Source organism: Pseudomonas sp. AU12215 (genome assembly GCF_001675465.2).
In the GTDB taxonomy this organism is placed as follows: domain Bacteria; phylum Pseudomonadota; class Gammaproteobacteria; order Pseudomonadales; family Pseudomonadaceae; genus Pseudomonas; species Pseudomonas nitroreducens.
This window is the reverse complement of the sequence record NZ_MACM02000023.1, coordinates 1-25,409: the sequence shown is the minus strand read 5'-3', so window position 1 is coordinate 25,409 and position 25,409 is coordinate 1. Positions and strand designations below refer to the sequence as shown.

General features: G+C 63.3%; 26 protein-coding genes and 1 pseudogene. 7 read left to right on the top strand and 20 right to left on the bottom strand.

From position 1 onward, the window contains the following. Nucleotides 1-18: 18 nt before the first annotated feature. From rnhB to rpsB, 15 genes are all read right to left on the bottom strand, one after another. Nucleotides 19-630 (bottom strand): ribonuclease HII, encoded by a 612-nt coding sequence (gene rnhB, locus A9513_RS06525; RefSeq protein ID WP_065084292.1) that lies wholly within the window; start codon nucleotides 628-630, stop codon nucleotides 19-21. Beyond that, on the bottom strand, nucleotides 630-1,772 hold the full coding sequence (lpxB, locus tag A9513_RS06520) for a lipid-A-disaccharide synthase (protein WP_065084291.1): 1,143 nt from the start codon (nucleotides 1,770-1,772) through the stop codon (nucleotides 630-632). Before lpxB ends, rnhB begins: the two co-directional genes overlap by 1 nt. Before the next feature lie 2 nt (nucleotides 1,773-1,774). Beyond that, nucleotides 1,775-2,551, bottom strand: coding sequence for an acyl-ACP--UDP-N-acetylglucosamine O-acyltransferase (gene lpxA / locus A9513_RS06515; protein ID WP_024766075.1), 777 nt, complete (start codon nucleotides 2,549-2,551; stop codon nucleotides 1,775-1,777). Then, nucleotides 2,548-2,988: a 3-hydroxyacyl-ACP dehydratase FabZ gene (gene fabZ / locus A9513_RS06510; protein ID WP_024766076.1), complete on the bottom strand. Its 441-nt coding sequence runs from the start codon at nucleotides 2,986-2,988 to the stop codon at nucleotides 2,548-2,550. Before fabZ ends, lpxA begins: the two co-directional genes overlap by 4 nt. A gap of 47 nt (nucleotides 2,989-3,035) precedes the next feature. Beyond that, complete coding sequence (gene lpxD / locus A9513_RS06505; protein ID WP_065084290.1) at nucleotides 3,036-4,097, bottom strand: UDP-3-O-(3-hydroxymyristoyl)glucosamine N-acyltransferase; 1,062 nt, start codon at nucleotides 4,095-4,097, stop codon at nucleotides 3,036-3,038. Continuing rightward, nucleotides 4,097-4,600, bottom strand: a complete 504-nt coding sequence (locus A9513_RS06500) for an OmpH family outer membrane protein (RefSeq protein ID WP_024766077.1) — start codon at nucleotides 4,598-4,600, stop codon at nucleotides 4,097-4,099. Before A9513_RS06500 ends, lpxD begins: the two co-directional genes overlap by 1 nt. Nucleotides 4,601-4,648: 48 nt before the next feature. Continuing rightward, a complete protein-coding gene (bamA, locus tag A9513_RS06495; RefSeq protein ID WP_065084289.1) occupies nucleotides 4,649-7,024 on the bottom strand; it encodes an outer membrane protein assembly factor BamA in 2,376 nt (791 codons plus the stop codon). 73 nt (nucleotides 7,025-7,097) lie between these two features. Further along, the gene (rseP, locus tag A9513_RS06490; protein WP_065084288.1) at nucleotides 7,098-8,450 is read right to left on the bottom strand and encodes a sigma E protease regulator RseP; all 1,353 of its coding nucleotides are present in this window, start codon (nucleotides 8,448-8,450) and stop codon (nucleotides 7,098-7,100) included. A 16-nt stretch (nucleotides 8,451-8,466) separates the two neighbouring features. Next, complete coding sequence (gene ispC, locus A9513_RS06485) at nucleotides 8,467-9,657, bottom strand: 1-deoxy-D-xylulose-5-phosphate reductoisomerase (protein ID WP_065084287.1); 1,191 nt, start codon at nucleotides 9,655-9,657, stop codon at nucleotides 8,467-8,469. Beyond that, nucleotides 9,654-10,469, bottom strand: a complete 816-nt coding sequence (locus A9513_RS06480; protein ID WP_024766081.1) for a phosphatidate cytidylyltransferase — start codon at nucleotides 10,467-10,469, stop codon at nucleotides 9,654-9,656. Before A9513_RS06480 ends, ispC begins: the two co-directional genes overlap by 4 nt. Beyond that, nucleotides 10,463-11,218 carry a polyprenyl diphosphate synthase gene (gene uppS / locus A9513_RS06475; protein WP_037009545.1) on the bottom strand — a complete coding sequence of 252 codons (756 nt, stop codon included), beginning with the start codon at nucleotides 11,216-11,218 and terminating at the stop codon, nucleotides 10,463-10,465. Before uppS ends, A9513_RS06480 begins: the two co-directional genes overlap by 7 nt. Nucleotides 11,219-11,234: 16 nt before the next feature. Then, complete coding sequence (gene frr, locus A9513_RS06470) at nucleotides 11,235-11,792, bottom strand: ribosome recycling factor (RefSeq protein ID WP_024766083.1); 558 nt, start codon at nucleotides 11,790-11,792, stop codon at nucleotides 11,235-11,237. Nucleotide 11,793: 1 nt separating this feature from the next. Further along, nucleotides 11,794-12,531, bottom strand: coding sequence for a UMP kinase (pyrH, locus tag A9513_RS06465; protein WP_017521181.1), 738 nt, complete (start codon nucleotides 12,529-12,531; stop codon nucleotides 11,794-11,796). Nucleotides 12,532-12,737: 206 nt separating this feature from the next. Next, nucleotides 12,738-13,607 carry a translation elongation factor Ts gene (tsf, locus tag A9513_RS06460; RefSeq protein WP_024766084.1) on the bottom strand — a complete coding sequence of 290 codons (870 nt, stop codon included), beginning with the start codon at nucleotides 13,605-13,607 and terminating at the stop codon, nucleotides 12,738-12,740. A 125-nt stretch (nucleotides 13,608-13,732) separates the two neighbouring features. Then, nucleotides 13,733-14,473 carry a 30S ribosomal protein S2 gene (gene rpsB / locus A9513_RS06455; RefSeq protein ID WP_024766085.1) on the bottom strand — a complete coding sequence of 247 codons (741 nt, stop codon included), beginning with the start codon at nucleotides 14,471-14,473 and terminating at the stop codon, nucleotides 13,733-13,735. Between the two features lie 318 nt (nucleotides 14,474-14,791). Here rpsB and map point away from each other — a divergent pair, with 318 nt between their 5' ends. The 3 genes from map (at nucleotide 14,792) to dapC (ending at nucleotide 19,646) form a co-directional block, all read left to right on the top strand. Beyond that, nucleotides 14,792-15,574, top strand: a complete 783-nt coding sequence (map, locus tag A9513_RS06450) for a type I methionyl aminopeptidase (protein WP_024766086.1) — start codon at nucleotides 14,792-14,794, stop codon at nucleotides 15,572-15,574. Nucleotides 15,575-15,720: 146 nt separating this feature from the next. Then, complete coding sequence (locus A9513_RS06445) at nucleotides 15,721-18,420, top strand: [protein-PII] uridylyltransferase (RefSeq protein ID WP_065084286.1); 2,700 nt, start codon at nucleotides 15,721-15,723, stop codon at nucleotides 18,418-18,420. 29 nt (nucleotides 18,421-18,449) lie between these two features. Next, nucleotides 18,450-19,646 carry a succinyldiaminopimelate transaminase gene (gene dapC, locus A9513_RS06440; RefSeq protein ID WP_065084285.1) on the top strand — a complete coding sequence of 399 codons (1,197 nt, stop codon included), beginning with the start codon at nucleotides 18,450-18,452 and terminating at the stop codon, nucleotides 19,644-19,646. A gap of 115 nt (nucleotides 19,647-19,761) precedes the next feature. Here the strand turns inward: dapC and A9513_RS06435 are convergent, their stop codons facing one another. Beyond that, complete coding sequence (locus tag A9513_RS06435; RefSeq protein WP_038803398.1) at nucleotides 19,762-21,423, bottom strand: Na+/H+ antiporter; 1,662 nt, start codon at nucleotides 21,421-21,423, stop codon at nucleotides 19,762-19,764. A gap of 170 nt (nucleotides 21,424-21,593) precedes the next feature. Here A9513_RS06435 and A9513_RS06430 point away from each other — a divergent pair, with 170 nt between their 5' ends. Together A9513_RS06430 and A9513_RS06425 are read left to right on the top strand one after the other, a co-directional pair. Continuing rightward, nucleotides 21,594-21,944 (top strand): ArsC family reductase, encoded by a 351-nt coding sequence (locus tag A9513_RS06430; RefSeq protein ID WP_083196035.1) that lies wholly within the window; start codon nucleotides 21,594-21,596, stop codon nucleotides 21,942-21,944. Between the two features lie 11 nt (nucleotides 21,945-21,955). Beyond that, a pseudogene (locus A9513_RS06425) lies at nucleotides 21,956-22,327 on the top strand (LysE family translocator); the annotation flags it as partial. A gap of 75 nt (nucleotides 22,328-22,402) precedes the next feature. Here the strand turns inward: A9513_RS06425 and A9513_RS06420 are convergent. Then, the gene (locus A9513_RS06420) at nucleotides 22,403-22,645 is read right to left on the bottom strand and encodes a hypothetical protein (RefSeq protein ID WP_065084284.1); all 243 of its coding nucleotides are present in this window, start codon (nucleotides 22,643-22,645) and stop codon (nucleotides 22,403-22,405) included. A 134-nt stretch (nucleotides 22,646-22,779) separates the two neighbouring features. Between A9513_RS06420 and A9513_RS06415 the strand changes: the two genes are divergently transcribed. After that, nucleotides 22,780-23,298, top strand: a complete 519-nt coding sequence (locus A9513_RS06415; RefSeq protein WP_065084283.1) for a hypothetical protein — start codon at nucleotides 22,780-22,782, stop codon at nucleotides 23,296-23,298. A gap of 14 nt (nucleotides 23,299-23,312) precedes the next feature. Then, nucleotides 23,313-23,981, top strand: coding sequence for an SOS response-associated peptidase (locus A9513_RS06410; RefSeq protein ID WP_338125321.1), 669 nt, complete (start codon nucleotides 23,313-23,315; stop codon nucleotides 23,979-23,981). A 1-nt stretch (nucleotide 23,982) separates the two neighbouring features. On the opposite strand, the gene A9513_RS06405 is transcribed toward A9513_RS06410, so the two are convergent. The 3 genes from A9513_RS06405 to A9513_RS06395 form a co-directional block, all read right to left on the bottom strand. Then, on the bottom strand, nucleotides 23,983-24,504 hold the full coding sequence (locus A9513_RS06405; protein ID WP_065084281.1) for a lysis system i-spanin subunit Rz: 522 nt from the start codon (nucleotides 24,502-24,504) through the stop codon (nucleotides 23,983-23,985). Then, nucleotides 24,504-24,815 carry a DUF6527 family protein gene (locus tag A9513_RS06400; RefSeq protein WP_065084280.1) on the bottom strand — a complete coding sequence of 104 codons (312 nt, stop codon included), beginning with the start codon at nucleotides 24,813-24,815 and terminating at the stop codon, nucleotides 24,504-24,506. Before A9513_RS06400 ends, A9513_RS06405 begins: the two co-directional genes overlap by 1 nt. Nucleotides 24,816-24,894: 79 nt before the next feature. Beyond that, a complete protein-coding gene (locus A9513_RS06395) occupies nucleotides 24,895-25,389 on the bottom strand; it encodes a glycoside hydrolase family 104 protein (protein WP_065084279.1) in 495 nt (164 codons plus the stop codon). Nucleotides 25,390-25,409: the final 20 nt, after the last annotated feature.

Genomic DNA, 25,409 nt, shown 5'->3' with positions numbered 1-25,409 from the left:
CAGAGTAATAACAGGGCGTTACAGGATGCCGCCGGCGTCTTCGAGCAAAGCGCGCACCGGGCCGAACGAACGGCGATGAATGGGCGTGGGGCCCAGGCGCTTGAGAGCTTCGAGGTGCACGGGAGTGGGATAGCCCTTGTGCCCACCGATGCCGTAGCCTGGGTACTGCGCTTCCATTTCCTGCATCTCGCGGTCGCGGCTGACCTTGGCCAGGATCGAGGCGGCGGCGATGGCCGGAACCTTGGCGTCACCCTGCACCACCGGCGCCGAAGGGACTTTAAGCTTCGGGCAACGATTGCCGTCGATCAGCGCCAGTTTCGGCGTGACGCCGAGGCCTTCCACCGCGCGCTGCATGGCGAGCATGGTGGCGTGAAGGATGTTGAGCTGGTCGATCTCGTGGACGTCCGCTCGGGCGATGCACCAGGCCAGGGCTTTCTCGCGAATCTCGTCGAAGAGTTTTTCCCGCTTGGCTTCGGTGAGCTTCTTGGAATCGTTCAACCCGTTGATTGGCCGCGCCGGATCGAGAATCACCGCAGCGGTGACCACGGGACCGCACAGCGGACCACGGCCAACCTCATCGACACCGGCGACCAGCTCTTCGACAAGGGTGAAGTCCAGGCCCATCTGCATCAGTGTTTCTCCATCAGGGCGAGCACCGCCTCGGCGGCCTGCGCTGACGCATCCTGGCGCAGGGCGCGATGGATGGCGTCGAAGGGTTCGGTCTGCACGCTGCCGTCGTCGAGCAGCGGCGTCAGGGTCGCGGCCAGCGCCTCGGGCGTCGCCGCATCCTGGATCAGTTCCGGCACCAACAGTCGGCCGGCCAGCAGGTTCGGCAGCGAGATGTACGGACTCTTCACCAGGCGCTTGAGAATGCGGTAGGTCATGGGCGCCACCTTGTAGGCAACGACCATCGGCCGCTTGTACAGCAGCGCTTCCAACGTGGCAGTACCAGAGGCGATCAGCACGGCATCGCAGGCTGCGAGGGCCTCGTGGGAAGCGCCGTCGAGCAGTTGCACCGGCAAATCGCGACCGGCGAGCATCTCTTCGATCTGCAGGCGACGCTCGGGACTGGCACAGGGCAACACGAAACGCAGGCCAGGGCGATCCTGGAGCAGGCGCTGGGCAGTATCCAGGAACAGCACGCCGAGCTTGCCGACCTCCCCTCCCCGACTGCCAGGCAGAAGTGCCACGACGCTGGCGTCCTGCGGCAGGCCAAGGCGCTCGCGCGCACCGGCACGATCAGCCTCCAGGGGGATGGTATTGGCCAGCGGATGGCCGACAAAGCGCACCGGCACCGCATGCTCTTCGTAGAAGCGCGCTTCGAAGGGGAAGAGCGCCAGCATAAGGTCACAGGCTTGCTTGATCTTCAGCACACGCTTCTGCCGCCAGGCCCAGACCGACGGGCTGACGTAGTGCACCGTGCGGATGCCTGCTTGGCGCAGCTTCAGTTCGATGTTCAGGTTGAAGTCCGGCGCATCGATGCCGATGAACACATCCGGCTTCGCCGCGATCAGCATCTGCACCAGGTCCTTGCGCCGGCGCAGCAGTTCGCGCAGGCGCCCGAGGACCTCGAACAGCCCCATGACAGAGAGGCGTTCCATGGGGAAGTGCGACTCCAGCCCTTCGGCCTCCATGCGCGGGCCGCCGACACCGATGAACTCGATGTCGGGGTGGCGCTGCCTGAGCGCCTGCATGAGACCGGAGCCGAGGATATCGCCGGACGCCTCGCCCGCGACCAGGGCGACGCGCAGCTTGCGTGCGGTGCTTTGCATGGTCAGCGAGTGATGCCGCGGGTGGAGCTCTGGATGGAATCGCGGAACACCGCGACTTCCGGGAACTGCGCGGAGGCTTCAGCCAGTTCGGCCAGCGCCTCGTCCACCGTCAGGCCCTGGCGGTAGACCACCTTGTAGGCCCGGCGCAGCGCCTGGATCGACTCGGCGCTGAAACCACGACGGCGCAGGCCCTCGAAGTTCATGCTGCGGGCCTCGGCGGGGTTGCCGAAGACCGTAACATAGGCCGGGACGTCCTTGCCGATGGTGGTTCCCATGCCCGAGAAGGCGTGGGCGCCGATACGGCAGAACTGATGCACCAGGGTATAACCGGAGAGGATTGCCCAGTCATCCACGTGAACATGACCCGCCAGCGCGGTGTTGTTCACCAGGATGCAATGGTTGCCGATCACACTGTCATGGCCGACATGGACGTAGGCCATGAACAGGTTGTGGTCGCCAATGGTGGTTTCCGAGCGGTCCTGGATAGTGCCGCGATGAATGGTGACACCCTCGCGGATCACGTTGTGGTCGCCGATCACCAGGCGAGTCGGTTCGCCCTTGTACTTCAGGTCGGGGGTATCTTCACCCACGCTGGAGAACTGGAAAATCCGATTGTGCTTGCCGATCTTCGTGGGGCCTTTGACCACCACGTGGGGACCGATCACCGTACCTTCGCCGATCTCCACATCCGGCCCGACCATGGACCAGGGGCCCACTTCTACGTCGTCAGCCAGCTTTGCGCGCGGGTCGATGATGGCGCGAGGATCGATCAAACTCATAGTTTGCGTTCCGCACAGATGATTTCAGCCGAGCAAACCGGCTTGCCGTCCACGGTGGCGTTGCAGTCGAACTTCCAGATGCCGCGCTTGACGCTGAGGAACTGGGCGTTGAGCTGCAGCTGATCACCCGGCAACACCGGCTGGCGGAAGCGCAGCTTGTCGGAACCGACGAAGTAGTACAGGGTGCCATCGGCCGGCTTCACGTCGAGCATCTTGAAGCCGAGGATGCCGGCGGCCTGGGCCATGGCCTCGATGATCAGCACGCCCGGCATGATCGGATGCTGCGGGAAGTGGCCATTGAAGAACGGCTCGTTGATGCTGACATTCTTGTAGGCGCGAATGCGCTTGCCTTCGATGTCCAGCTCGACCACCCGATCCACCAGCAGGAAGGGGTAGCGATGAGGCAGGTATTCGCGAATCTCGTTGATGTCCATCATGTTCAGGGGAGCCTGTTCAGAAAAGGGAAACGCCAAAAATGCGTGGATCACGCATCTGATGGAGCGTCTCCGCTTGGGGTCACGGCGGCCAGGCGCTTTTCCAGCTGCTGCAGACGACGGGCCATGTCATCCAGCTGACGAATGCGCGCGGCACTCTTCTTCCATTCAGCCGCAGGCTGCATGGCGGTACCGGAGGAGTAGGAGCCCGGCTCGGTGATCGAGCGGGTCACCATGGTCATGCCGGTGACGAAGACGTTGTCGCAGATCTCGATATGGCCAACCAGGCCGACACCGCCGGCGAGCATGCAGTGCTTGCCGATCTTGGCGCTGCCGGAAATCCCGCAGCAGCCGGCCATGGCGGTGTGGTCACCGATCTGCACGTTGTGGGCGATCATGATCTGGTTATCCAGCTTCACGCCATTGCCCACGATGGTATCGGACAGCGCACCACGGTCGATGGTGGTGTTGGCACCGATCTCGACGTCATCACCCAGGGTGACGCCGCCGATCTGCGCGATCTTCTGCCAGACACCCTGGTGGTTGGCGAAGCCGAAGCCCTCGCCACCCAGCACGGCACCCGACTGGATCACCACGCGCTTGCCGATGCGCACGTCGTGGTAGAGCGTTACGCGGGGCGCCAACCAGCCGCCCTCGCCGATCACGCTGCGCGCGCCGACGAAGCAATGGGCACCGATGGTCACGTTGGCGCCAATCTGCGCGCCCGCCTCGATCACCGCATAGGGACCGACACTGGCGGTTGCGTCGACCTGAGCCCCTTCATCGACCACCGCAGTGGGATGAATGCCGACCGGAGCCTTGGGCTTGCGGTCGAACTGGTGGGACAGGCCGGCATAGGCCAGGTAGGGATTGGCGACGACCAGTGCATTACCGGTGAAGCCTTCGGCATCTGCCACCGTCAGCAGGACGGCACCGGCCTGGCTGTCGGGAAGGAACTTGCGGTACTGCGGATTGGCCAGGAAGCTGAGCTGGTCAGCCCCTGCCTCTTGCAAGGTAGCCAACCCGCGAATAACCAAGGCGGGATCGCCGCGCAACTCGGCATCGAGCTGCGCGGCCAGTTCGGCGAGGGTAAAGGACAGCTCGGTCATCATCAGCGCAGTTGGTTCATGCGCTCGATGACTTGGCGGGTGATGTCGTACTGCGGCTTCACGTCGACCACGGCACCACGCTCGACCACGAGGTCAAAACCACCCTTCTTGATGGTTTCCTCCACAGCCTGGTCCAGCTTCGGCTTGAGCTTCTTCAGCATGTCGCGGTCGGCGACGGCCTTGGCTTCGTTCAGCTCCTTGGACTGGAACTGGAAGTCGCGGGCCTTCTGCTTGAAGTCGCCTTCGGCCTTTTCACGCTCGGCGTTGGACATCTTGCTGCCACCATTGACCAGCTTGTCCTGCAAGGCCTTGGCATCGGTTTCCAGGGCCTTGAGCTTGGTCAGTTGGGGGCCGAACTTCTTCTCGGCGTCCACGGCGTACTGCTTGGCCGCATCCGACTCGAGGAGTGCCATCTGATAGTTGAGCACCGCGATCTTCATGTCGGCGAACGCGGGGCTCGCTGCCAGGGCGGCGGTGATCAAGACGAACTGGGTCAACTTACGCACAATGCACTCCTGCACAAAGCATGGTTGTCATTACAACGATACGGCCAATTAGAAGGTCTGTCCCAGGGAGAACTGGAAGATCTGGGTTTCGGCGTTGTCCGGCTTCTTGATCGGGGTCGCCAGGCTGAAGCTGAGCGGGCCCAGTGCGGTAATCCAGGTCAGGCCCACACCCGCGGACATGGCCATGTCCTGGAACTTGACACCGTCACAACCCTGGGTAGTCGAGATCGGACAGTCGGTATCGAACACGTTACCGATGTCGTAGAACAGCACGGTACGCAGTTGGCGCTGATCCTTCACGAAGGGCAGCGGGAACAGCAGTTCGGCACCGCCGGTGATCATGATGTTACCACCGAAGGCTTGCGGATCCTGATCCGGGTCGGTGTAGCGGCCCTGGTCATCCGGCCCATCACCGTTATTACGAGCTTTACTGGGCGTACTGCGCGGACCGAGGGAGCTGTCCTTGAAGCCACGCACCGAGTTGAAGCCGCCGGCGTAGTAGTTCTCGTAGAACGGCAGACGATCGGTGTCGCCGTATGCGCCGCCGTAACCGAGCTCGGTGTGGAAGCGCATCGTGTAGTTTTCGGTCAGCGGCGCGAAGATCTGGCCACGGTAGTCAAGCTTGTAGAACGACAGGTCGCTGCCTGGAATGGTGGTTTCCAGCACCAGGCTCTGCGAGTGACCACGGTTGGCCAGCACGCCCTTGTTCAGGGTCGATTCGGACCAACCGATGGACGCCTTGAAGTTGGTGAAGCTGTCGCCTTCCTTCTCGATGAAGTCGAAGATCTCGTCGACGGTGTAGGCACCAGTGTCGATTTCGTCGCGCTGAACGGTCAGGCCGTAGGTCAAGCGAGAAGTCTCGCTGATCGGGTAACCAATACTGACCCCGGCACCCAGACTGTTGACCGAGTAGCTGGAAACGTCGACGTCGAGCTTGTCGTAGTCGGTCTTGCGGTAGAAGGCGTTGTAGCCCAGGCTCACGCCGTCGACGGTCCAGTAGGGGTCGACGAAGCCGAAGTTGTAGCGGGTCTGGTAGTCGGACTTGGTCAGGCCGATGCTGACCTTGTTACCGGTACCCAGGAAGTTGTTCTGGCTGATCGAGCCACCGAGGATCAGACCGGCGCTCTGGGCGAAGCCCACGCTCGCGGTGATCGAGCCGGAAGGTTGCTCTTCCACGCTGTAGTTGACGTCCACCTGGTCGTCGGTGCCCGGTACGGCCGGAGTCTCGACGTTGACTTCCTTGAAGTAGCCCAGGCGCTCCAGGCGCTGCTTGGACTGGTCGATCAGGTAGGTCGACGCCCAGCCGCCTTCCATCTGGCGCATTTCGCGACGGAGTACTTCGTCCTCGGTCTTGGTATTGCCACGGAAGTTGATGCGGTTGACGTAGGCGCGCTTGCCCGGGTCGACCACGTAGGTGATCGACACGGTCTTGTTCTCGTCGTTCGGCTCGGGTACGCCGTTGACGTTGGCGAAGGTGTAGCCCTCGTTACCCAGGCGACGGGTGATGAGGTCGGAAGTGGTGGTCATCACCTTGCGGGAGAACACCTGGCCCTTCTTCACCAGCAGCAGCTTCTTCACTTCCTCTTCCGGCACCTTCAGGTCGCCGGAGAGCTTCACGTCGCTGACGGTGTACTTCTCACCTTCGTTGACGTTGACGGTGATGTAGACGTGCTTCTTGTCCGGGGTGATGGAGACCTGGGTGGAGGCGATATCCATGTGGATGTAGCCGCGGTCCAGGTAGTAGGAGCGCAGGCGCTCCAGGTCGCCGGAGAGCTTCTCGCGGGAATACTTGTCGTCGTTCTTGAAGAAGGACAGCCAGTTGGTGGTCTTGAGCTCGAACAGATCGGTCAGGTCTTCTTCGGAGAAGACGGTGTTGCCCACCACGTTGACATGGGCGATGGCCGCCACGGTGCCTTCGTTGATGTTGATCTTCAGCGCCACACGGTTGCGCGGCTGCGGCACCACTTCGGTCTCGATCTCGGCGGAGTAGCGACCCTGGGCCACGTACTGGCGCTGCAGCTCGTTGCGTACGCCCTCAAGGGTCGCACGCTGGAAGATTTCGCCTTCGGAGAGGCCGGATTGCTTCAGCCCCTTCATCAGGTCTTCGGTGGTGATGGCCTTGTTGCCCTCGATCTCGATGCTGGAGATGGACGGGCGCTCCACCACGTTGACGATCAGCACATTGCCATCACGGCTGAGCTGGATGTCCTGGAAGAAACCGGTCTTGAACAGCGAGCGGGTCGCTTCGACCAGGCGGCGATCATCGATCTGCTCGCCGACGTTCAACGGCAATGCGGCGAACACGCTGCCGGCAGACACGCGCTGGAGGCCGTTGACCCGGATATCGGAAACAGTGAAGGACTCGGCGTGAACCTGGGCGATCATCAGCGCGGAAAGGGCCGCGGGAAGCAGAAAGCGTTTCATGGAGTCCTTTTATTCCAACTGACAAATAGAGAATCTGCCGCAAAAGGCGGCAGATCCGAAAATCCAATGGCGGTTACAGTCGACTCAGATCGTTGACCAGGGCCAACAACATGACCCCGACTACCAGGCTGATGCCAATCTGCATCCCCCAAGCCTGGACCCGCTCCGACAATGGGCGACCTCGCACCCACTCGACCATGTAGAACAGCAGATGCCCGCCATCGAGAACAGGAATCGGCAACAGGTTGAGAACCCCCAAGCTGATGCTCAGATAGGCGAGGAAATGCAGAAAATCCCCTACGCCGGACTGGGCTGAAGCGCCCGCCACTTTAGCAATGGTTATCGGCCCGCTCAAGTTTTTTACCGAGAGCTGCCCAAGCACCATTTTCTTTAGAGAATCCAGAGTTAGCAGGCTCATGGACCAGGTTCGGGAGAGCGCCTGCCCCACCGCGGCCACCGGCCCATAGCTCACTTCACGGAGCATTTCGGGCGGCCATTGACCACCGGCGACACCCGCGCCCAGGTAGCCCGTGCGGGCCTTGCCCTCGCCTTTGGCCGCCAGGGTCAAGGCAAGCTCCTGGTTCCGGCCGGCGCGCTCGACCTCCAGGATCACCTTGCGCTCTGGCATGGCGCGTACACGCGAGACCACTTCTTGCCAATCCGTGACCTGCCGACCGTCAAGAGTGACGATCCGATCACCGATCTGCAGGCCGGCAGCCTTGGCAGGGCCCTTTTCGTCCAGCTCGGCAATCAGCGGTGCGACAGAGGGTCGCCAGGGCTGGATCCCCAGCCCACCGATGGGATCGGGATTGTCTTCGTTCTTCAGCCAGGAGCTGATGCGGACCTGGTGCACCGCGGGAACGCTCGACCCCTTCTCCAGCACCGTGACGCTCAGCTCGCCCGTTTCACCGAGGCGGCGTACCAGTTGCAGGTTGACGCCGCTCCAGCCATCGACGGCTTCGCCGTCCACGGCAACGACTTCCTGGCCGGACGCCAACCCAGCGATGGCCGCCGGGCTATCCGCCACCACAGAGCCGATGACCGGCTTGATCTGCTGGCTGCCAAGCATGGCCAGCACCCAGAAGAACAGGATGGCGAGTAGGAAGTTGGCCACCGGACCGGCCGCCACGATAGCGATGCGCTGGAACACGGTCTTGCGATTGAAGGCACGGTCGAGCAACTCGGCAGGGACATCACCCTCACGCTCGTCCAGCATCTTCACGTAGCCGCCCAAGGGAATGGCGGCTACGACGAACTCGGTGCCATGGCGGTCATGCCAGCGCACCAGCGGCGTGCCGAAGCCCACGGAGAAACGCAGGACTTTGACCCCGCAGCGGCGGGCAACCCAGAAGTGTCCGAACTCGTGGAAGGTGACCAGTACGCCCAGGGCGACAATCAGTCCCACCACCATATAAAGGGCGCTCATCGCTACCTCCTCGGCCTCAATGCCCGCGCTCCTGCAACCACGCCTGCGCTGCACCGCGCGCACGTCGGTCAGCCATCAGCACCGCATCGAGCGATTCGACCGGCGTGCGCACCTCGCGGTTCAGCACTTCATCGATGATAACCGGGATATCCGTGAAGCGGATGCGCCGCTCGAGGAAAGCGGCAACGGCCACTTCGTTTGCCGCATTGAGCATCGCCGGCACACTGCCGCCAGCCTCAGCAGCCTGACGCGCCAGGCGCAGACAGGGAAAACGCTGTTCGTCGGGCGCACTGAAGTCCAGGCGAGCAATGGAGAACAGATCCAGCGGCGAAACCCCAGAATCGATCCGCTGCGGCCAGGCCAGCGCATGGGCGATGGGGGTGCGCATGTCCGGGTTGCCCAGCTGGGCCAGCACCGAGCCGTCAACATAGTCCACCAGCGAATGAATCACGCTCTGCGGATGGATCACCACCTCGACCTTCGATGGCGCAGCGTCGAACAGCCAGCAGGCCTCGATCAGCTCCAGGCCCTTGTTCATCATGCTGGCCGAGTCGACGGAAATCTTCCGCCCCATCGACCAGTTGGGGTGGGCGCAAGCCTGCTCAGGGGAAACCTCGAGCAATTGCTTCAGCGGCGTCTCGCGGAAGGGCCCACCCGAGGCGGTCAGCAGGATACGCCGAACGCCGACCTGTCCCAGTCCGCGAGCATAATCCGCCGGCATGCACTGGAAGATCGCGTTGTGTTCGCTGTCGATGGGCAGCAGCACCGCACCACTGGCGCGCACGGCGTCCATGAACAGGGCGCCGGACATCACCAACGCCTCTTTGTTGGCCAGCAATACCCGCTTGCCCGCCTCGACGGCGGCCAGAGTGGGCTTGAGGCCGGCAGCACCGACGATGGCGGCCATCACCGCATCCACTTCAGGATGCGCGGAAACCTCGCAAAGCCCGGCCTCCCCCACCAGCACGCGAGCCTGCAAGCCAGCGGAATTCAGGCGATCCTGAAGGGCCTGCGCCTGCTCCTTCTCCGGCACCACGACAAAGCGCGGACGATGGCACACACACAGCGCTTCGAGCTCTGCCAGACGGGAAAAGCCGCTGAGGGCGAAGACGCGGTAACGATCAGGATGACGTCCGATGACGTCGAGGGTGCTGAGACCGATCGAGCCCGTCGCCCCCAGCACGGTAATCCACAGAGGATGACTCACGGAGCACCCCAGCCCACGGCCCACAACAGCGCGGTGAACACCGGAATCGCAGCGGTCAGGCTGTCGATGCGGTCCAGCACGCCGCCATGGCCAGGCAGCAGGTTGCTACTGTCCTTGAGGCCTGACTGGCGCTTGAACATGCTCTCGGTTAGATCGCCGATGACCGACAGGGCTACCACGATGGCCGCGCACGGCAGCGCCAGCAGCAACTCACGGACGGTCCAATCGCGGTAGATGGCGACGACGACGGTGATTACCAGGCAAAGCGCCATGCCACCGAAGAAACCTTCCCAGCTCTTCCCCGGGCTGACGCGCGGAGCGAGCTTGCGCTTGCCGAAGGCCTTGCCGGAGAAGTAAGCACCGATGTCGGCGGCCCAGACCAGCACCATCACCGCAACGATCAGCCAGTTGGACAGCGGCCACTGCTTGAGCAGCACCAGGCCCTGCCAGGCCGGCAGCAGGATCAGCAGGCCGATCAGCAGGCGGCGCCAGCGGCCGCCCCAACTCGAGGCGCTGTCCGGGTAAGTCAGCACCATCACGATCGCCAGCGCCCACCACAGCAGCGCCAGAACCAGTACGGCGCCCGCCAGCTGCGGCAGCCAGGCCAGCACGAGCATCAACCCGGCAACCACCGCGGCATAGCCGACGCGGGCGGACTGCTCATTGTAACCCGCCAGGCGCGCCCATTCCCAGGCTCCCAGGCTGACCACCAGACCAATGAACAGCGAGAACGCCGCACCGTCGAGCAGGAAGAAACCACCCAGCGCGATCGGCAACAGGACCAGCGCCGTGATGATTCGTTGTTTCAACATGAGGGAGGTGCCTCGGCCTCGACCTGCTCACTGGTCTTGCCGAAGCGGCGCTGACGAGAGGCGAAGTCCTGCAACGCAGCCTGCATGGCTTCGTGCTTGAAGTCGGGCCAGTAGAGATCGGAGAAATACAGCTCGGCGTAAGCCAGCTGCCAGAGAAGGAAGTTGCTGATGCGGTGCTCGCCACCCGTACGGATGCACAGGTCGGGCAACGGCTGGTCGCCGGTGGTCAGGCAACCCTGGATCAATTCCGGGGAAATATCGTCCGGCGCCAGATGCCCCGCCTGCACTTCGCGAGCGAGGCGTTGGGCGGCCTGGGTGATGTCCCACTGGCCACCATAGTTGGCCGCCACCTGCAGCAACATGCTGGAGCCATTGGCCGTCAGCGCCTCGGCTTCGCGCATCGCCGCCTGCAATTCAGGGGCGAAGCGACTGCGATCGCCGATGATGCGCAGGCGGATGCCATTGGCGCTGAGCTTGCGAACCTCGCGGCGCAGGGCCATGAGGAACAGCTCCATCAGCGCGCCGACCTCTTCGGCCGGGCGCTGCCAGTTCTCGCTGGAGAAGGCGAACAGCGTCAACACCTCAACGCCGGCCTCGGCGCAGGTCTTGATCACCGCACGGACGGCATCCACCCCAGCCTTGTGCCCGGCCACGCCAGGCATCAGGCGTTTCTTCGCCCAGCGGTTGTTGCCGTCCATGATGATCGCCACGTGCCGGGGCACGGGCGTCACCTGCTTGGTCTTTTCCATGACGAGAGCCCGGCCGTCAGACGGCCATCAGATCCGCTTCCTTGGCCTCGAGGGCCTTTTCGATCTCGGCGACGAACTTGTCGGTGATCTTCTGCACGTCGTCGCCGGCGCGGCGCTCTTCGTCCTCGCTGATTTCCTTCTCTTTCTGCAGGTCCTTGAGCTGTGCCAGCGCATCACGACGGATGTTGCGTACGGAAACACGGGCCTGCTCCGCCTCGGCGCGAGCCTGCTTGGTGAAGCCTTTGCGGGTCTCCTCGGTCAGGGCCGGCATCGGGACGCGAATGGTGGTGCCGGCGGTGGCCGGATTCAGGCCCAGGTCGGAGGTCATGATGGCCTTCTCGACCGCCTGGATCATGGTCTTGTCGAAGACGCTGAGGGCCAGGGTGCGGGAATCTTCCACGGTGACGTTGGCCACCTGGCGCAGCGGAGTGTCGGAACCGTAGTAGGACACCATCACGCTATCCAGGATGCTCGGGTGCGCACGGCCGGTACGAATCTTGGCGAAGGCATGTCCCAGGGCTTCCAGGGTCTTGCCCATACGATCCTGTGCTTCCTTCTTGATCTCGTTGATCATCTCAATCCTCCTCGATCAGGGTGCCTTCAGCACCACCTACAACAATATTCAGCAGCGCGCCGGGCTTGTTCATGTTGAACACGCGCAGCGGCATTTTCTGGTCCCGGCACAGGCAGATGGCAGTGAGGTCCATCACACCCAGCTTGCGATCGAGCACTTCATCGTACGTCAGACGCTCGAACTTCTCGGCATTCGGGTCCTTGAACGGATCGGCAGTGTACACGCCGTCCACCTTGGTCGCCTTGAGTACTACGTCAGCATCTATTTCGATGGCGCGCAGGCAGGCGGCGGAGTCAGTGGTAAAGAACGGGTTGCCCGTACCGGCAGAGAAAATCACCACTTCGCCGCTCTTCAGGTGGCGCATGGCCTTGCGGCGGTCGTAGTGGTCGGTCACGCCGACCATGGAAATGGCGGACATGACGATGGCGGTGATATTGGAACGCTCCAGGGCGTCGCGCATGGCCAGGCCGTTCATCACGGTGGCGAGCATGCCCATATGGTCGCCGGTGACGCGATCCATGCCCGCTGCGGACAGCGCCGCGCCGCGGAAGAGGTTGCCGCCACCGATCACCAGGCCGACCTGCACGCCGATACCGACGAGCTGGCCGATCTCCAGCGCCATGCGGTCCAGCACCTTGGGATCGATGCCGAACTCCTCCGAGCCCATCAGGGCTTCGCCGCTCAATTTTAGAAGAATGCGTTTATAGCGAGGTTGACGAGCGCTCAGCTGCTGAGCCATGACCTTTTTCTCCTGCGGCGATTGAATGCTGTGCGCCTTGTGGGCGCCTTGCGGAAAGCTTGGACCAGCCAGCCTTACGGCGCCTTTGAGCCCGCCTGGCGGGCCTGCGCCGTGGAAGCCAGCCCTTTTGGCTTCCCCAGTTTGGCAAAGAGGCCGCGCGCGTTAGCGGGCAGCCTCTTGCGGGGCGACAGTCGTGAGACTGTCTATTACTGCTTGGAAGCGGCTACTTGAGCAGCAACCTCGGCAGCAAAGTCGGCTTCGACCTTCTCGATGCCCTCGCCTACTTCGAAGCGAACGAAGGAAACGATTTCAGCGCCGGCTTTCTTGGCCAGGTCACCGACCTTGACTTCCGGGTCCTTGACGAACGCCTGCTCGACCAGGCTGGCTTCGGCCAGGAACTTCGAAATACGGCCCTTGACCATGTTCTCCACGATGTTTTCCGGCTTGCCGGCGATCTTGTCGGCGTTCAGAGCGAGGAAGATTTCCTTCTCTTTGGCAACGGCTTCTTCGGAAACCTGCGACGGATCCAGGAACTGCGGGTTGCTGGCAGCGATGTGCATGGCGATGTCGCGAGCCAGTTCAGCGTTGCCGCCCTTCAGGGTGACCAGAACGCCGATGCGGTGACCGTGCAGGTAGGCGCCAACCACGTCACCTTCGGCGCGAGCCAGACGACGGATGTTGACGTTCTCGCCGCACTTGGCAACCAGGGCTTCACGAGCGGACTCTTGCTCGGCGATCAGCGGAGCAGCGTCGGTCAGCTTCTGAGCAACGGCCTTGTCCAGGCTGGCAGCCACGAAGTTCTTGAAGTCGTCCTGCAGGGCCAGGAAGTCGGTCTGCGAGTTGACTTCGATGATGGTAGCGGACTTGGCATCATCAGCCACTTTGGCGGCGATGGCGCCTTCGGCGGCGATGTTGCCAGCCTTCTTGGCAGCCTTGATGGCGCCGGAAGCACGCATGTCGTCGATGGCTTTTTCGATATCGCCTTCGGCGGCTACCAGTGCCTTCTTGCACTCCATCATGCCCTGGCCGGTACGCTCACGCAGTTCCTTGACCAGTGCTGCAGTAATTTCTGCCATTTCGAAATCCTCTTGAGTTGCTCTCAAAACCAGATCGCCCGGCTGCCCGGGCGGAATTTACAGGGTGGCAAAAAGGGGGCCTAGCCCCCTTTCCGCGCACCGCAGGACGTCTGGACGTCCTGGAATCAGCCTTCGGCGGATTCGGCCGGCGCTTCTTCTACGAACTCGTCAGCAGTCACGCCACCGGCGCTCTTGCCACGCAGTACGGCTTCGGCCATGGAGCCCAGGTACAGCTGTACGGCGCGAATGGCGTCGTCGTTACCCGGGATAACATAGTCAACGCCTTCCGGGCTGCTGTTGGTATCGACGACGCCAATGACCGGGATACCCAGCTTGTTGGCTTCGGTGATAGCAATGCGCTCATGGTCAACGTCGATCACGAACAGAGCGTCCGGCAGGCCGCCCATGTCCTTGATGCCGCCCAGGCTGCGATCCAGTTTTTCCAGATCACGGCTGCGCATCAGGGCTTCTTTCTTGGTCAGCTTGGCGAAAGTACCGTCCTGGGACTGAACTTCCAGCTCGCGCAGACGCTTGATCGACTGACGGATGGTCTTGTAGTTGGTGAGCATGCCGCCCAGCCAACGATGGTCGACGTACGGCATGCCGCAACGGGCAGCTTCTTCGCGAACGATCTTGCCAGCGGAACGCTTGGTGCCGACGAACAGGATCTTGTTCTTGCCCTGGGCCAGGCGCTCAACGAAGGTCAGGGCCTCGTTGAACATCGGCAGGGTTTTTTCGAGGTTGATGATGTGGATCTTGTTGCGCGCGCCGAAAATGAACTTGCCCATTTTCGGGTTCCAGTAACGGGTCTGGTGGCCGAAGTGCACACCGGCCTTCAGCATATCGCGCATATTGACTTGGGACATGATAGTTCCTCGATAAGTCGGGTTAGGCCTCCATGCATCCCAACGGCCAACCCTTCGACTGTGTCGCAGGGCACCCAGGCCATCGTGTCGATGCATGTGTGGGTTAATGCCCCGGAATGGCCGTAGCCTCCGGAGCGGGGCGCTTTATACCACAACCTCGGCCAGAACAAAACCCGGAAGGACGCCCGGCATCTCCCCACCGCCTCGTCCGAACAGCCCGGTCGGCCGCCCGCCCTTAATAGAAAGGCACCGAATCTGATAGACTTGCGTATTCCTCTTATTTACCCGCGCGTACGCAGCGCCTGATAGAGAAGTCGCATGACCGTCACCATCAAGACGCCCGAAGACATCGAGAAAATGCGCGTCGCCGGCCGCCTGGCCGCCGAAGTGCTGGAAATGATCGGCGAACACGTCAAGCCCGGCGTCACCACCGATGAGTTGGACCGTCTCTGCCACGACTACATCGTCAACGTGCAGAAGGCCATTCCCGCGCCGCTGAACTACAAGGGCTTCCCCAAGTCGATCTGCACCTCGATCAACCACGTGGTGTGCCACGGCATTCCCAACGAGAAGCCGCTCAAGGAAGGCGACATCGTCAACATCGATGTCACCGTCATCAAGGACGGCTACCACGGCGACACCAGCAAGATGTTCTCGGTGGGCAAGACCCCGGAATGGGCTGACCGCCTATGCCAGATCACCCAGGAATGCCTGTACAAGGGCATTGCGCTGGTCAAACCGGGCGCACGCCTGGGCGACATCGGCGAAGTGATCCAGAAATACGCCGAGAAGAACGGCTTCTCCGTGGTACGCGAGTATTGCGGCCACGGCATCGGCAAGGTGTTCCACGAAGAGCCGCAAGTGCTGCACTACGGCCGCGCCGGCACCGGCCTGGAACTCAAGGAAGGCATGATCTTCACCATCGAGCCGATGATCAACCAGGGCCGCGCGGAAACCCGCCTGCTCGGCGACGGCTGGACCGCCATCACCAAGGACCGCAAGCTGTCCGCGCAGTGGGAGCACACCGTGCTGGTCACCGCCGACGGCTACGAGATCCTGACCCTGCGCAACGACGAAAGCTTCCCGCGCACGCCGGCCTGACCGGAAGCGGTTTGCAATCTCGCCGACGGCTGGGTAGAACATAGAAATCCCGGCCCGGCACAGCTGCCGGGCCTGGCGCCAAGCGCCCAGGCCCGACCGCCCTCTTGCCCCTGCCCTCCCCTAAGCCATTGATCAGGAAGGCCGCCATGCCGCAGGTGGATCCCGAGTTGTTCGACCGTGGGCAGTTCCAGGCGGAACTGGCCCTCAAATCCAGCCCCATCGCCGCCTTCAAGAAGGCCATTCGTCAGGCCAACGAAGTGCTGGATAGCCGCTTCAACGGCGGCCGCGATATCCGTCGGCTGATCGAGGACCGCGCCTGGTTCGTCGACCAGATCCTGCAGCAGGCCTGGAATCGCTTTGACTGGGGCGACGACGCCGACATCGCGCTGGTCGCCGTGGGCGGCTATGGCCGCGGCGAATTGCACCCGCACTCGGACATCGACCTGCTGATCCTGCTGGACAGCGAAGACCAGGAAATCTTCCGCGAGCCCATCGAAGGCTTCCTCACCCTGCTCTGGGACATCGGCCTGGAAGTCGGCCAGAGCGTACGCTCGGTGGCCGAGTGCGCCGAGGAAGCGCGCGCGGACCTCACCGTGGTCACCAACCTGATGGAGTGCCGGACCATTTCCGGCCCGGACAGCCTGCGTCAGCGCATGCTCGAAGCCACCAGCGCCAAGCAGATGTGGCCCAGCGGCCAGTTCTACCTGGCCAAGCGCAAGGAGCAGATTCACCGCCACACCAAATACAACGACACCGAATACAACCTCGAACCCAACGTGAAGGGCTCGCCCGGCGGCCTGCGCGACATCCAGACGCTGCTCTGGGTCGCCCGCCGGCATTTCGGCAGCCTCAACCTGCACGCCCTGGTGCGCGAGGGGTTCCTGGTCGAGAGCGAGTGCGCGGTGCTGGCCTCCAGCCAGGAATTCCTCTGGAAGGTCCGCTACGCCCTGCACATGCTCGCCGGCCGCGCCGAGGACCGGCTGCTGTTCGACCATCAGCGGCGCATTGCCGGGATGCTCGGTTATGAAGGCAACGACGCCAAGCTGGCCGTCGAGCGCTTCATGCAGAAGTACTACCGCGTGGTGATGGCGGTGTCCGAGCTGAACGACCTGATCATGCAGCACTTCGAGGAAGTGATACTGCGGGCCGGCGAGAACGGCCAGATCCTGCCGCTCAACAGTCGCTTCCAGCTGCGCGACGGCTACCTGGAAGTCACCCACGCCAACGTTTTCAAGCGCACCCCGTTCGCCCTGCTGGAAATCTTCGTGCTGCTCGCCCAGCACCCCGAGATCAAGGGCGTGCGCGCCGATACGATCCGTCTGCTGCGCGACAGCCGCCACCTGATCGACGACGACTTCCGCCACGACATTCGCAACACCAGCCTGTTCATCGAGCTGTTCAAGTGCAAGGAAGGCATCCACCGCAACCTGCGGCGGATGAACCGCTACGGCATCCTCGGCCGCTACCTGCCGGAGTTCGGCCTGATCGTCGGGCAGATGCAGCACGACCTGTTCCACATCTATACGGTGGATGCGCACACCCTCAACCTGATCAAGCATCTGCGCAAGCTGCGCCGCCCGGACATGGCGGAGAAGTACCCGCTGGCCAGCAAGATCATGGAGCGCCTGCCCAAGCCCGAGCTGATCTACATCGCCGGCCTCTACCATGACATCGCCAAGGGCCGCGGCGGCGACCACTCGGAACTGGGCGCGGTGGACGCCGAGCACTTCTGCCAGCGCCATCAGTTGCCGCCGTGGGACACCAACCTGGTGTCCTGGCTGGTGCAGAACCACCTGATCATGTCCACCACCGCCCAGCGCAAGGACCTGTCCGACCCGCAGGTGATCTACGACTTCGCCCAGCTGATGGGCAACCAGACCTACCTGGACTACCTCTACGTACTCACCGTGGCCGACATCAACGCCACCAACCCGACCTTGTGGAACTCCTGGCGCGCCAGCCTGCTGCGCCAGCTCTATACCGAGACCAAGCGCGCCCTGCGACGCGGCCTGGAGAACCCGGTCGACCGCGAGGAGCAGATTCGCCAGACACAGAGCGCAGCCATCGACATCCTGGTGCGCGGCGGTATCGACCAGGACGACGCCGAGCAGCTCTGGAGCCAACTGGGCGACGACTATTTCCTGCGCCACAGCGCAGCCGACGTGGCCTGGCACACCGAAGCCATCCTCCAGCATCCGGACGACGGCACCCCGCTGGTGCTGATCAAGGAAACCGCCCAGCGCGAATTCGAGGGTGGCACGCAGATCTTCATCTATGCCGGCGACCAGCATGACTTCTTCGCCGTGACCGTGGCCGCGATGGACCAGCTCAACCTGAACATTCAGGACGCGCGGATCATCACCTCCACCAGCCTGTTCACCCTCGACACCTACATAGTGCTCGACGCCGATGGCGGATCGATCGGCAACAATCCCAGCCGAGTCGAGGAAATTCGCGAAGGTTTGGTCAACGCGCTGAAGGACCCGGACGAGTACCCGACCATCATCCAGCGCCGGGTGCCGCGCCAGCTCAAGCACTTCGCCTTCAACCCGCAGGTGACCATTTCCACCGACGCGGCGCGTCAGGTCAGCGTGCTCGAAGTGATAGCACCGGACCGCCCCGGCCTGCTCGCGCGGATCGGCGGGCTGTTCCTGGACTTCGACCTGTCGGTGCAGAACGCCAAGATCGCCACACTGGGCGAACGCGTGGAAGACGTGTTCTTCGTCACCGATGCGCACAACCAGCCGCTCTCCGACCCCGAGCTGTGCAAGCGCATCCAGACCGCCCTGGTCGATATCCTTTCCGACGGCGGCCAGCAGAGCATGCCGGTACGCATCAGCATTTAGTCAGACTTTAGAAAGAAAGAGCCTTGCCCATGAATCCTGCCCTCGACTCGCTCCAGCCCTACCCCTTCGAGAAGCTCCGCGCCCTGCTGGCCGGCGCCCAGCCGCCGGCGGAGCTGAAGCCGATCGCGCTGTCCATCGGCGAACCCAAGCACCGCTCGCCAGAGTTCGTCGCCAAGGCCCTGGCCGATAGCCTCGACCAGTTGGCCGTCTATCCGACCACCCTGGGTATCCCCGCCCTGCGCGAAGCCATTGCCGCCTGGTGCGAGCGCCGCTTCAAGGTACCGGCCGGCTGGCTGGAGGCTGCGCGCCACGTGCTGCCGGTGAACGGCACCCGCGAAGCGCTGTTCGCCTTCACCCAGACCGTGGTCGACCGCAACGCCAAGGGTCTGGTGATCAGCCCGAACCCGTTCTACCAGATCTACGAAGGCGCGGCCCTGCTGGCCGGCGCCGAGCCGCACTACCTGCCGTGCCTGGAAGACAACGGCTTCAACCCGGACTTCGACGCCGTGCCGGCCGACATCTGGGCGCGCTGCCAGATCCTCTTCCTCTGCTCGCCGGGCAACCCCACCGGTGCGCTGGTGCCGCTGGAAACCCTGAAGAAGCTGATCGCCCTGGCCGACCAGCACGACTTTGTGATCGCCGCCGACGAGTGCTACAGCGAGCTGTACTTCGACGAGCAGAACCCGCCGGCCGGCCTGCTGAGCGCCTGCGCCGAACTGGGCCGCAACGACTTCAAGCGCTGCGTGGTATTCCACAGCCTGTCCAAGCGCTCCAACCTGCCGGGCCTGCGCTCGGGCTTCGTCGCCGGCGATGCCGAGGTTCTGAATAAATTCCTCCTGTACCGCACCTACCACGGCTGCGCCATGCCGGTTCAGACCCAACTGGCCAGCGTCGCTGCCTGGAAGGACGAGGACCACGTGCGCGCCAACCGCGACCTGTACCGCGAGAAGTTTGACGCCGTGCTGGACATCCTCGGCGGCGTGCTCGACGTGCAGCGCCCGGACGGCAGCTTCTACCTGTGGGCGAAAACACCGGTTGCCGACACCGAGTTCTGCCGCGGCCTGTTCGATGCGCAACACGTCACCGTGGTGCCGGGCTCCTACCTGTCGCGCGAAGTGAACGGCGAGAATCCTGGCGCCAACCGCGTGCGCATGGCGCTGGTGGCACCACTGGCGGAATGCGTGGAAGCAGCCGAGCGGATCAAGCAGTACGTACAGAGCCTCTGAGGTTGCACACCCTGTAGGACCGAGGGGGACGCCCAGTCCTTGCTCGCGAACAGAGCGATCCGGCAGATCCAGAGCCAAGCGGTTCGCGAGCAAGCTCGTTCCTACAAGAGCACCACTACACCCAGCGCCCCGCCTTGCTGGTCACCCAGGCTTCCTGGCTGTCCAGCTCGCCCAGCACCTCGCGCATGGTCTCGTCGTCGATCTCATGCTCACGACGCATGCGGTACAGCTCAAGGCGCTGCGCCCGCAGCGCCTTGATGCGCAGCGCCTGATCGGCCAGTTCCAGGCTGCGAGCGCGCTCGCGGGCTTCCTGGGAGTCCGGCGCCGGGTCCAGTTCGTGGCGATACTCGGCCATCAGCCGCGCCTTCACCTCTGCCAGGCGCGCCGCTTCGTCGGCATCCGCACCGTCGCGAGTGGGCATTTCCTCGCCTTCCAGCATGTGGATGGCCGCCACCGCGGTCTTGCGCCACACCGACTGCACTTCGCGCTCGCGCTGGTCATTGCTGGCTGCCGGCAGGCCGCGCAGAAGGATCGGCAGGCCGATGGTGGCGGCGATCAGCGACACCAGGATCACCCCGGTGGCGATGAAGATGATCAGGTCGCGCTGCGGGAAGGCCGAACCATCGAGCAACAGCAGCGGTACCGAGAGCACGCCGGCCAGCGTCACCGCCCCGCGCACCCCGCCCAGCGCCGAGATTGCCGACAACCGCAGTACCGGCTCGCCCGAACGACCGCCCAGCTCTATCCCCCACCACTGCTCGAAGCGCACCGACACCTTCCAGTAACACCAGACCCAGCCGAAACGCAGCAGGATCAGCACGGCGAACACCGCCAGCACGTAGAACAGCAGCAGCGACGAGCGCCACATCACGTCATCGGCATGGTGGGAGACCGATTTCAGGATGTCCGGCAACTGCAGGCCCAGCAGCAGGAACACCACGCCGTTGAAGGCGAACTCGAGCATCGACCAGACGCTGCGGTTGAGCAGGCGCGTGTTGGTCTGCCGCGGCAGCAGGTCGGCCCAGCTCTGCATCATGCCGGCCGCCACCGCCGCCAGGATGCCGGACACCCCCAGCTCCTCGGCGATCATGTAGCAGGCGAAGGGCAACAGCAGCATCAGCACCACGTGCGTCGCCGGATCATCCCAGCCGCGACGGATCATCCAGGCGCGAATGCGCCCCAGCAGCCAGCTGATGAACACCCCGCAGGCCAGCCCGCCAACCGCCACCAGCAGGAAGCTCAGGCTGGCGTCCATCAGCGAGAAAGTACCGGTCATGGCAGCGGCGATAGCGAACTTGAAGGCGACCAGGCCGGAGGCGTCGTTCATCAACGCCTCGCCCTGCAACACGTGCATCAGGCGCCTGGGAAGACGGTCCTGGGCGATGGCCGAGACCGCCAGCGCATCGGTCGGCGACAGCACCGCCGCCAGGGCGAAGGCGGCAGCCCAGGGTATCTCGGGAATCAGCAGGTGGATGAAGACGCCACCGCCGAGCACGGTGAACAGCACCAGGGCGAAAGCCAGGGTGAGGATCGGCCAGCGCATCTTCCAGAACTCACCCTTGGGCATGCGCCAGCCATCGGCGAACAGCAGCGGCGGGATGAACAGGAACATGAACAGCTCGGGATCGAGCGCCACGTGCAGCCCCAGGCTCGGCCAGGCGAGCATGGCGCCGGCAACGATCTGGATCAGCGGCAGGGGCAGCGGGATCAGTTGAGCGGCGAGCCGGGTTCCCCCCACGACCAGCAACAGGATCAACACGGTGTAAACGGTTTGCATCGTCGAACTCCAACACAGCCATCCATTGAAGCACCCATCGCGGCGCGGATCAGCCACGCTTCGGGCAAAAAACTGTTGCAATACGCCGGCCTCCCGGCGGCGTCCCGCAAGGCGCTGGGAAATGGCATAATCCCGCGCCTGAAAAAAGCATCGAAAAGGAGTAGCGCCCCGTGAGCGAGCGGACGCTGTATGGAATCAAAGCCTGCGACACCATGAAGAAGGCCCGTACCTGGCTGGAAGAACATGGCGTCGACTACGCCTTCCACGACTACAAGACTAGCGGAATAGACCGCGCGCACCTGGAGCAATGGTGCAACGAGCATGGATGGGAGACTGTGCTGAACCGTGCCGGCACCACTTTCCGCAAGCTCGACGACACGCAGAAGGCCGATATTGACCAGGCCAAGGCCATCGAACTGATGGTGGCGCAGCCGTCGATGATCAAGCGCCCAGTGCTGGACCTCGGTGATCGCACTCTGGTCGGCTTCAAGCCCAATCTCTACGCCGCCGCCCTGGCCTGAGTCGCAGGACGATGAGCATCGCCTGGGCCCTGTTCCTCCCCGCCTGCTTCGCCCTGAACCTGGCGCCGGGACCGAACAACCTGCTATCGCTGAACAATGCCGCGCGCTTCGGCCTGCTGCGCGCCACCCTCGCCGGTGGCGGACGGCTGGTCGCCTTCGCCGGCATGCTGGCCCTGGCCGCCTCCGGCCTGGCGCTGGTACTGCAGGCCTCGGCCTGGCTGTTCCTGGCGATCAAGTTGGTGGGCGCCGGTTACCTGCTGTGGCTGGCCGTGCAACTGTGGCGCGCGCCGACAGCGAACCTGTCCGTCGATGGCGCCCCGGCTAACGTCACCAGCTTGTGGCGCCTGGCCCGCCAGGAGTTCTGGGTGGCCGCCGGCAACCCATAGAGCAGTCAATCTAAACTTTTAGAACAAGCCAAAAGGCACGCGCCAGACCAGCTAGACCGGGCCTTCCAGCTGTCACCCGCGATCCACTTCCCGGCGCACCATCTCCTGATACTCCGGCGGCGACATCGCAACCATCTGGTCGTGCGCCCACTCCTTCCACTTCGACTTACGCCGATCCCGCTCGGCCAGGATCTTGGCGGCGTCCGCTTTCGCACGGTCTAGGTTCTGCTGCCAGAACTCGAACAGACGGGCCTTCTCATCCTCCATCGCCTGCCGCTCCTCGGTGGGACGCAGCGCCAGATTCCAACGGCTCATCAGGTGACCTCCTGCATTTTGAAGGCGCGCATTCTACGCTCGTTCTGCAGGCACTCCCTACCGCTGGTCATGCAGTACATATACTGTACAAATAAACAGTATTATTACCTTCCAGCTACCAAGGGAGGCACATCATGTACCACACCCAACACGACCAAGATCGCAGCCGCGCGAAGTCCTATTGGGAGGCCGCGCTGAGCGACCCGACTGCGTTCCTCTACTACGCCGACGAGCACTATCACTACCTGCTGGCCCAAGCCAATGAGATCTACCAGCAAGGATTGATCTCTCTGGCCGAGCGCAAGGACATGCTCACCAGATCCCTCAACAAATACTCCTGGGCGGTGGAACACAACATCCGACGGGAGTCGCACTGGTGTCGAGGGTGCTACTACCACGTACTGGCCAAAGGCGAAGTAGTCGGAGAGGTTGGTCCGGAAGGGCATTACCTAGGCCTGGACCGGAAGCTACTCGGAAACATCGAGGATGATAAGTCGCCGAAGCTCTATGCCTGGGTGAATCAATTTGACCGTGAGGTCGCCGGCGTAGTCGAAGGGTTGAAGATCATCTGCGACGGGCAGGAGCTGTTCCAACTGAGGGAGTTTGTGCCGAAGGGCGCCGGGGATAGGCGCTGGCCGTATTCAGGAGACTGATGATGTGCGGAAGAGTGACGCAGTTCGATAGCTGGGCGGACCTGGTGGCGATCATGCGCCTGCCAGGGCCTTCAATGGCACGACAGCAGATCGAGGCGCGCTACAACATTCCACCATCAAAACCGCTGATGTTGTTGCACATGGAGGGCGACACCCTGGTCGGTGACCTGGTGCGCTGGGGATGGCGCCCGCATTGGGCGACAGACAATAAGCTGCCGTCCAATGCGCGCGTGGAGAAGGTGGCGCACAGCGCCTATTGGAGGGCCATCTGGCCACATAGGGCAATCGCGCCAATCAATGGATGGTTCGAGTGGGTTCCGGCGGAGTCTGACCCGAAGCAGAAGCTCCCCTTCTACATTCGGAGACGTGACGGCTTGCCGTGCCTGGCTGCAGCCATCGGCCAATTTCCCACCGGCGAACAGGATCCGCGGGCGCACGACGGATGCGCGATCATCACTGACGAGGCACGCGGAGGGCTTGTGGATGTACACGACCGCCGCCCAGTGGTGCTGACCCCGGAGCTTGCAGCCGAATGGCTGGACCCGGCCACACCAAAGGAGCGCGCCGAGCAGATGCTGCTCCAGCAGAGCGAGCCACCGGAAGCATTCGAATGGTTCCGGGTCAGCACAGACGCGAATAATGCGAAGCACGAAGGCCCGCAGCTGATCGAGCCGGCTCGCTAACCTATCGCTCCAGCCTGGCCCGCTCCCGCTCCTGCAGGGCAGTCAGCTTGACGGCGCAGGCGTCGGCGTCGGCGGCGAGACGGGCAAGATCCGCTGCAGCCGCTGGCTGAAGTTCGGCGTACTGGGCTCCATCATCCAGGCCGGGGCCGCCGGATCCGGCTCGCACCCCACCGCCGGAGCAACTACCGCCGACGACGGGGGCGAACATCCGGCGCTGAGCAGCAGCGAGATCCCGAGCGAGCTGATCGATAAAATCTTGAGCATGGCGCAACTCCCCGTAGCGCTGTTGGTCGATGCCGTCGAGCTGTGCCTGCAGCTCTAGACGGTCCTTGGCGCGGCGCTGCAGCTCGGCGGCGACCGCCTGGCTGATCTCCCCACGCTCCTTTTCGTGATCGAGCCCAAGGCTCGCCAGATCCGCGTCGGCCTGGGCAGATCTCCAAGACCAGGCCGAGCCGAAGCCGGCGGCGAAGATCATCGCCGCCAGCACCAGTACCACCAGGGGCTTACCCGTCAGACCGTCCATTACGCCTCCAGGGCCGGCAGGTCGACCGTCTGGCCGGCGAGTGCATGCGTGCAGTCGCTCAGGAACTCGATGCGACCGTCACGCACGAAGGAGTGGCAGCGCCGGTCCTCGCGCTGCTCACCCCACCAGTACGTCACCAGGATCGACGGGCTGAAGGTCGGCTTGTTCACGTCGCCGTTCCAGTCCCAGCGCGGATGCTGCGACCCCGGGCCGACACGAACGCCGTGGAGCATCGAGCAGCCTGGGCAAAGGAAGAACAGCTGGTCATCGGCACGCTCAAGGATCGGGGACAACGGAATAAAGCTGCTCATGCCAGCCTCCATCTAAACTCTGGTTTCGTTTTTATCGACACCCCAGCGAAGCCCGACGGAAACGAAACTATGGTTTCGCTCATGCCACGACCCCTCCGGCAACGCGGTACTGCTGCACCAGGTCCTCAAGGCGGTGTTCGCGCTGGCCATAGCCGGCACCAGGCAGACTCGCCCAGATGTTTGAACACTTGGCGATCGCCTCGCGTACCCGGCCCGCGTGAATATCCGCCAGCGCACGGCGCTCGCGGATCTGCTGGATGGCAACCCGGTCCTGGTTCTCCGGGCTGAAGTCCTTCAGCTGCAGCAAGTCGCGGTACGGCTTCCACCAGCGGAACAGCAACTGATAGCGGCCTGCGGCGGTTGACTGCAGGCCACTGTCGTTGACCTTCACCAGGATGTTCGGGTGACCGGCGTAGTTGCTGAAGGTGTTCGGCGAGTTGATCCCGCCAACCACCACGTCATAGCCATCGTCCTTGGTGTGGCGACTGGTCCGGGTCCCTTCCGACCAGGCCAGCATGTCAAGGAAGGCGAGCACGTTCTTGCCGCCGGCATCGGCAGCGCTGATTCTAGGCATGTTTTCTCCGGGCATAAAAA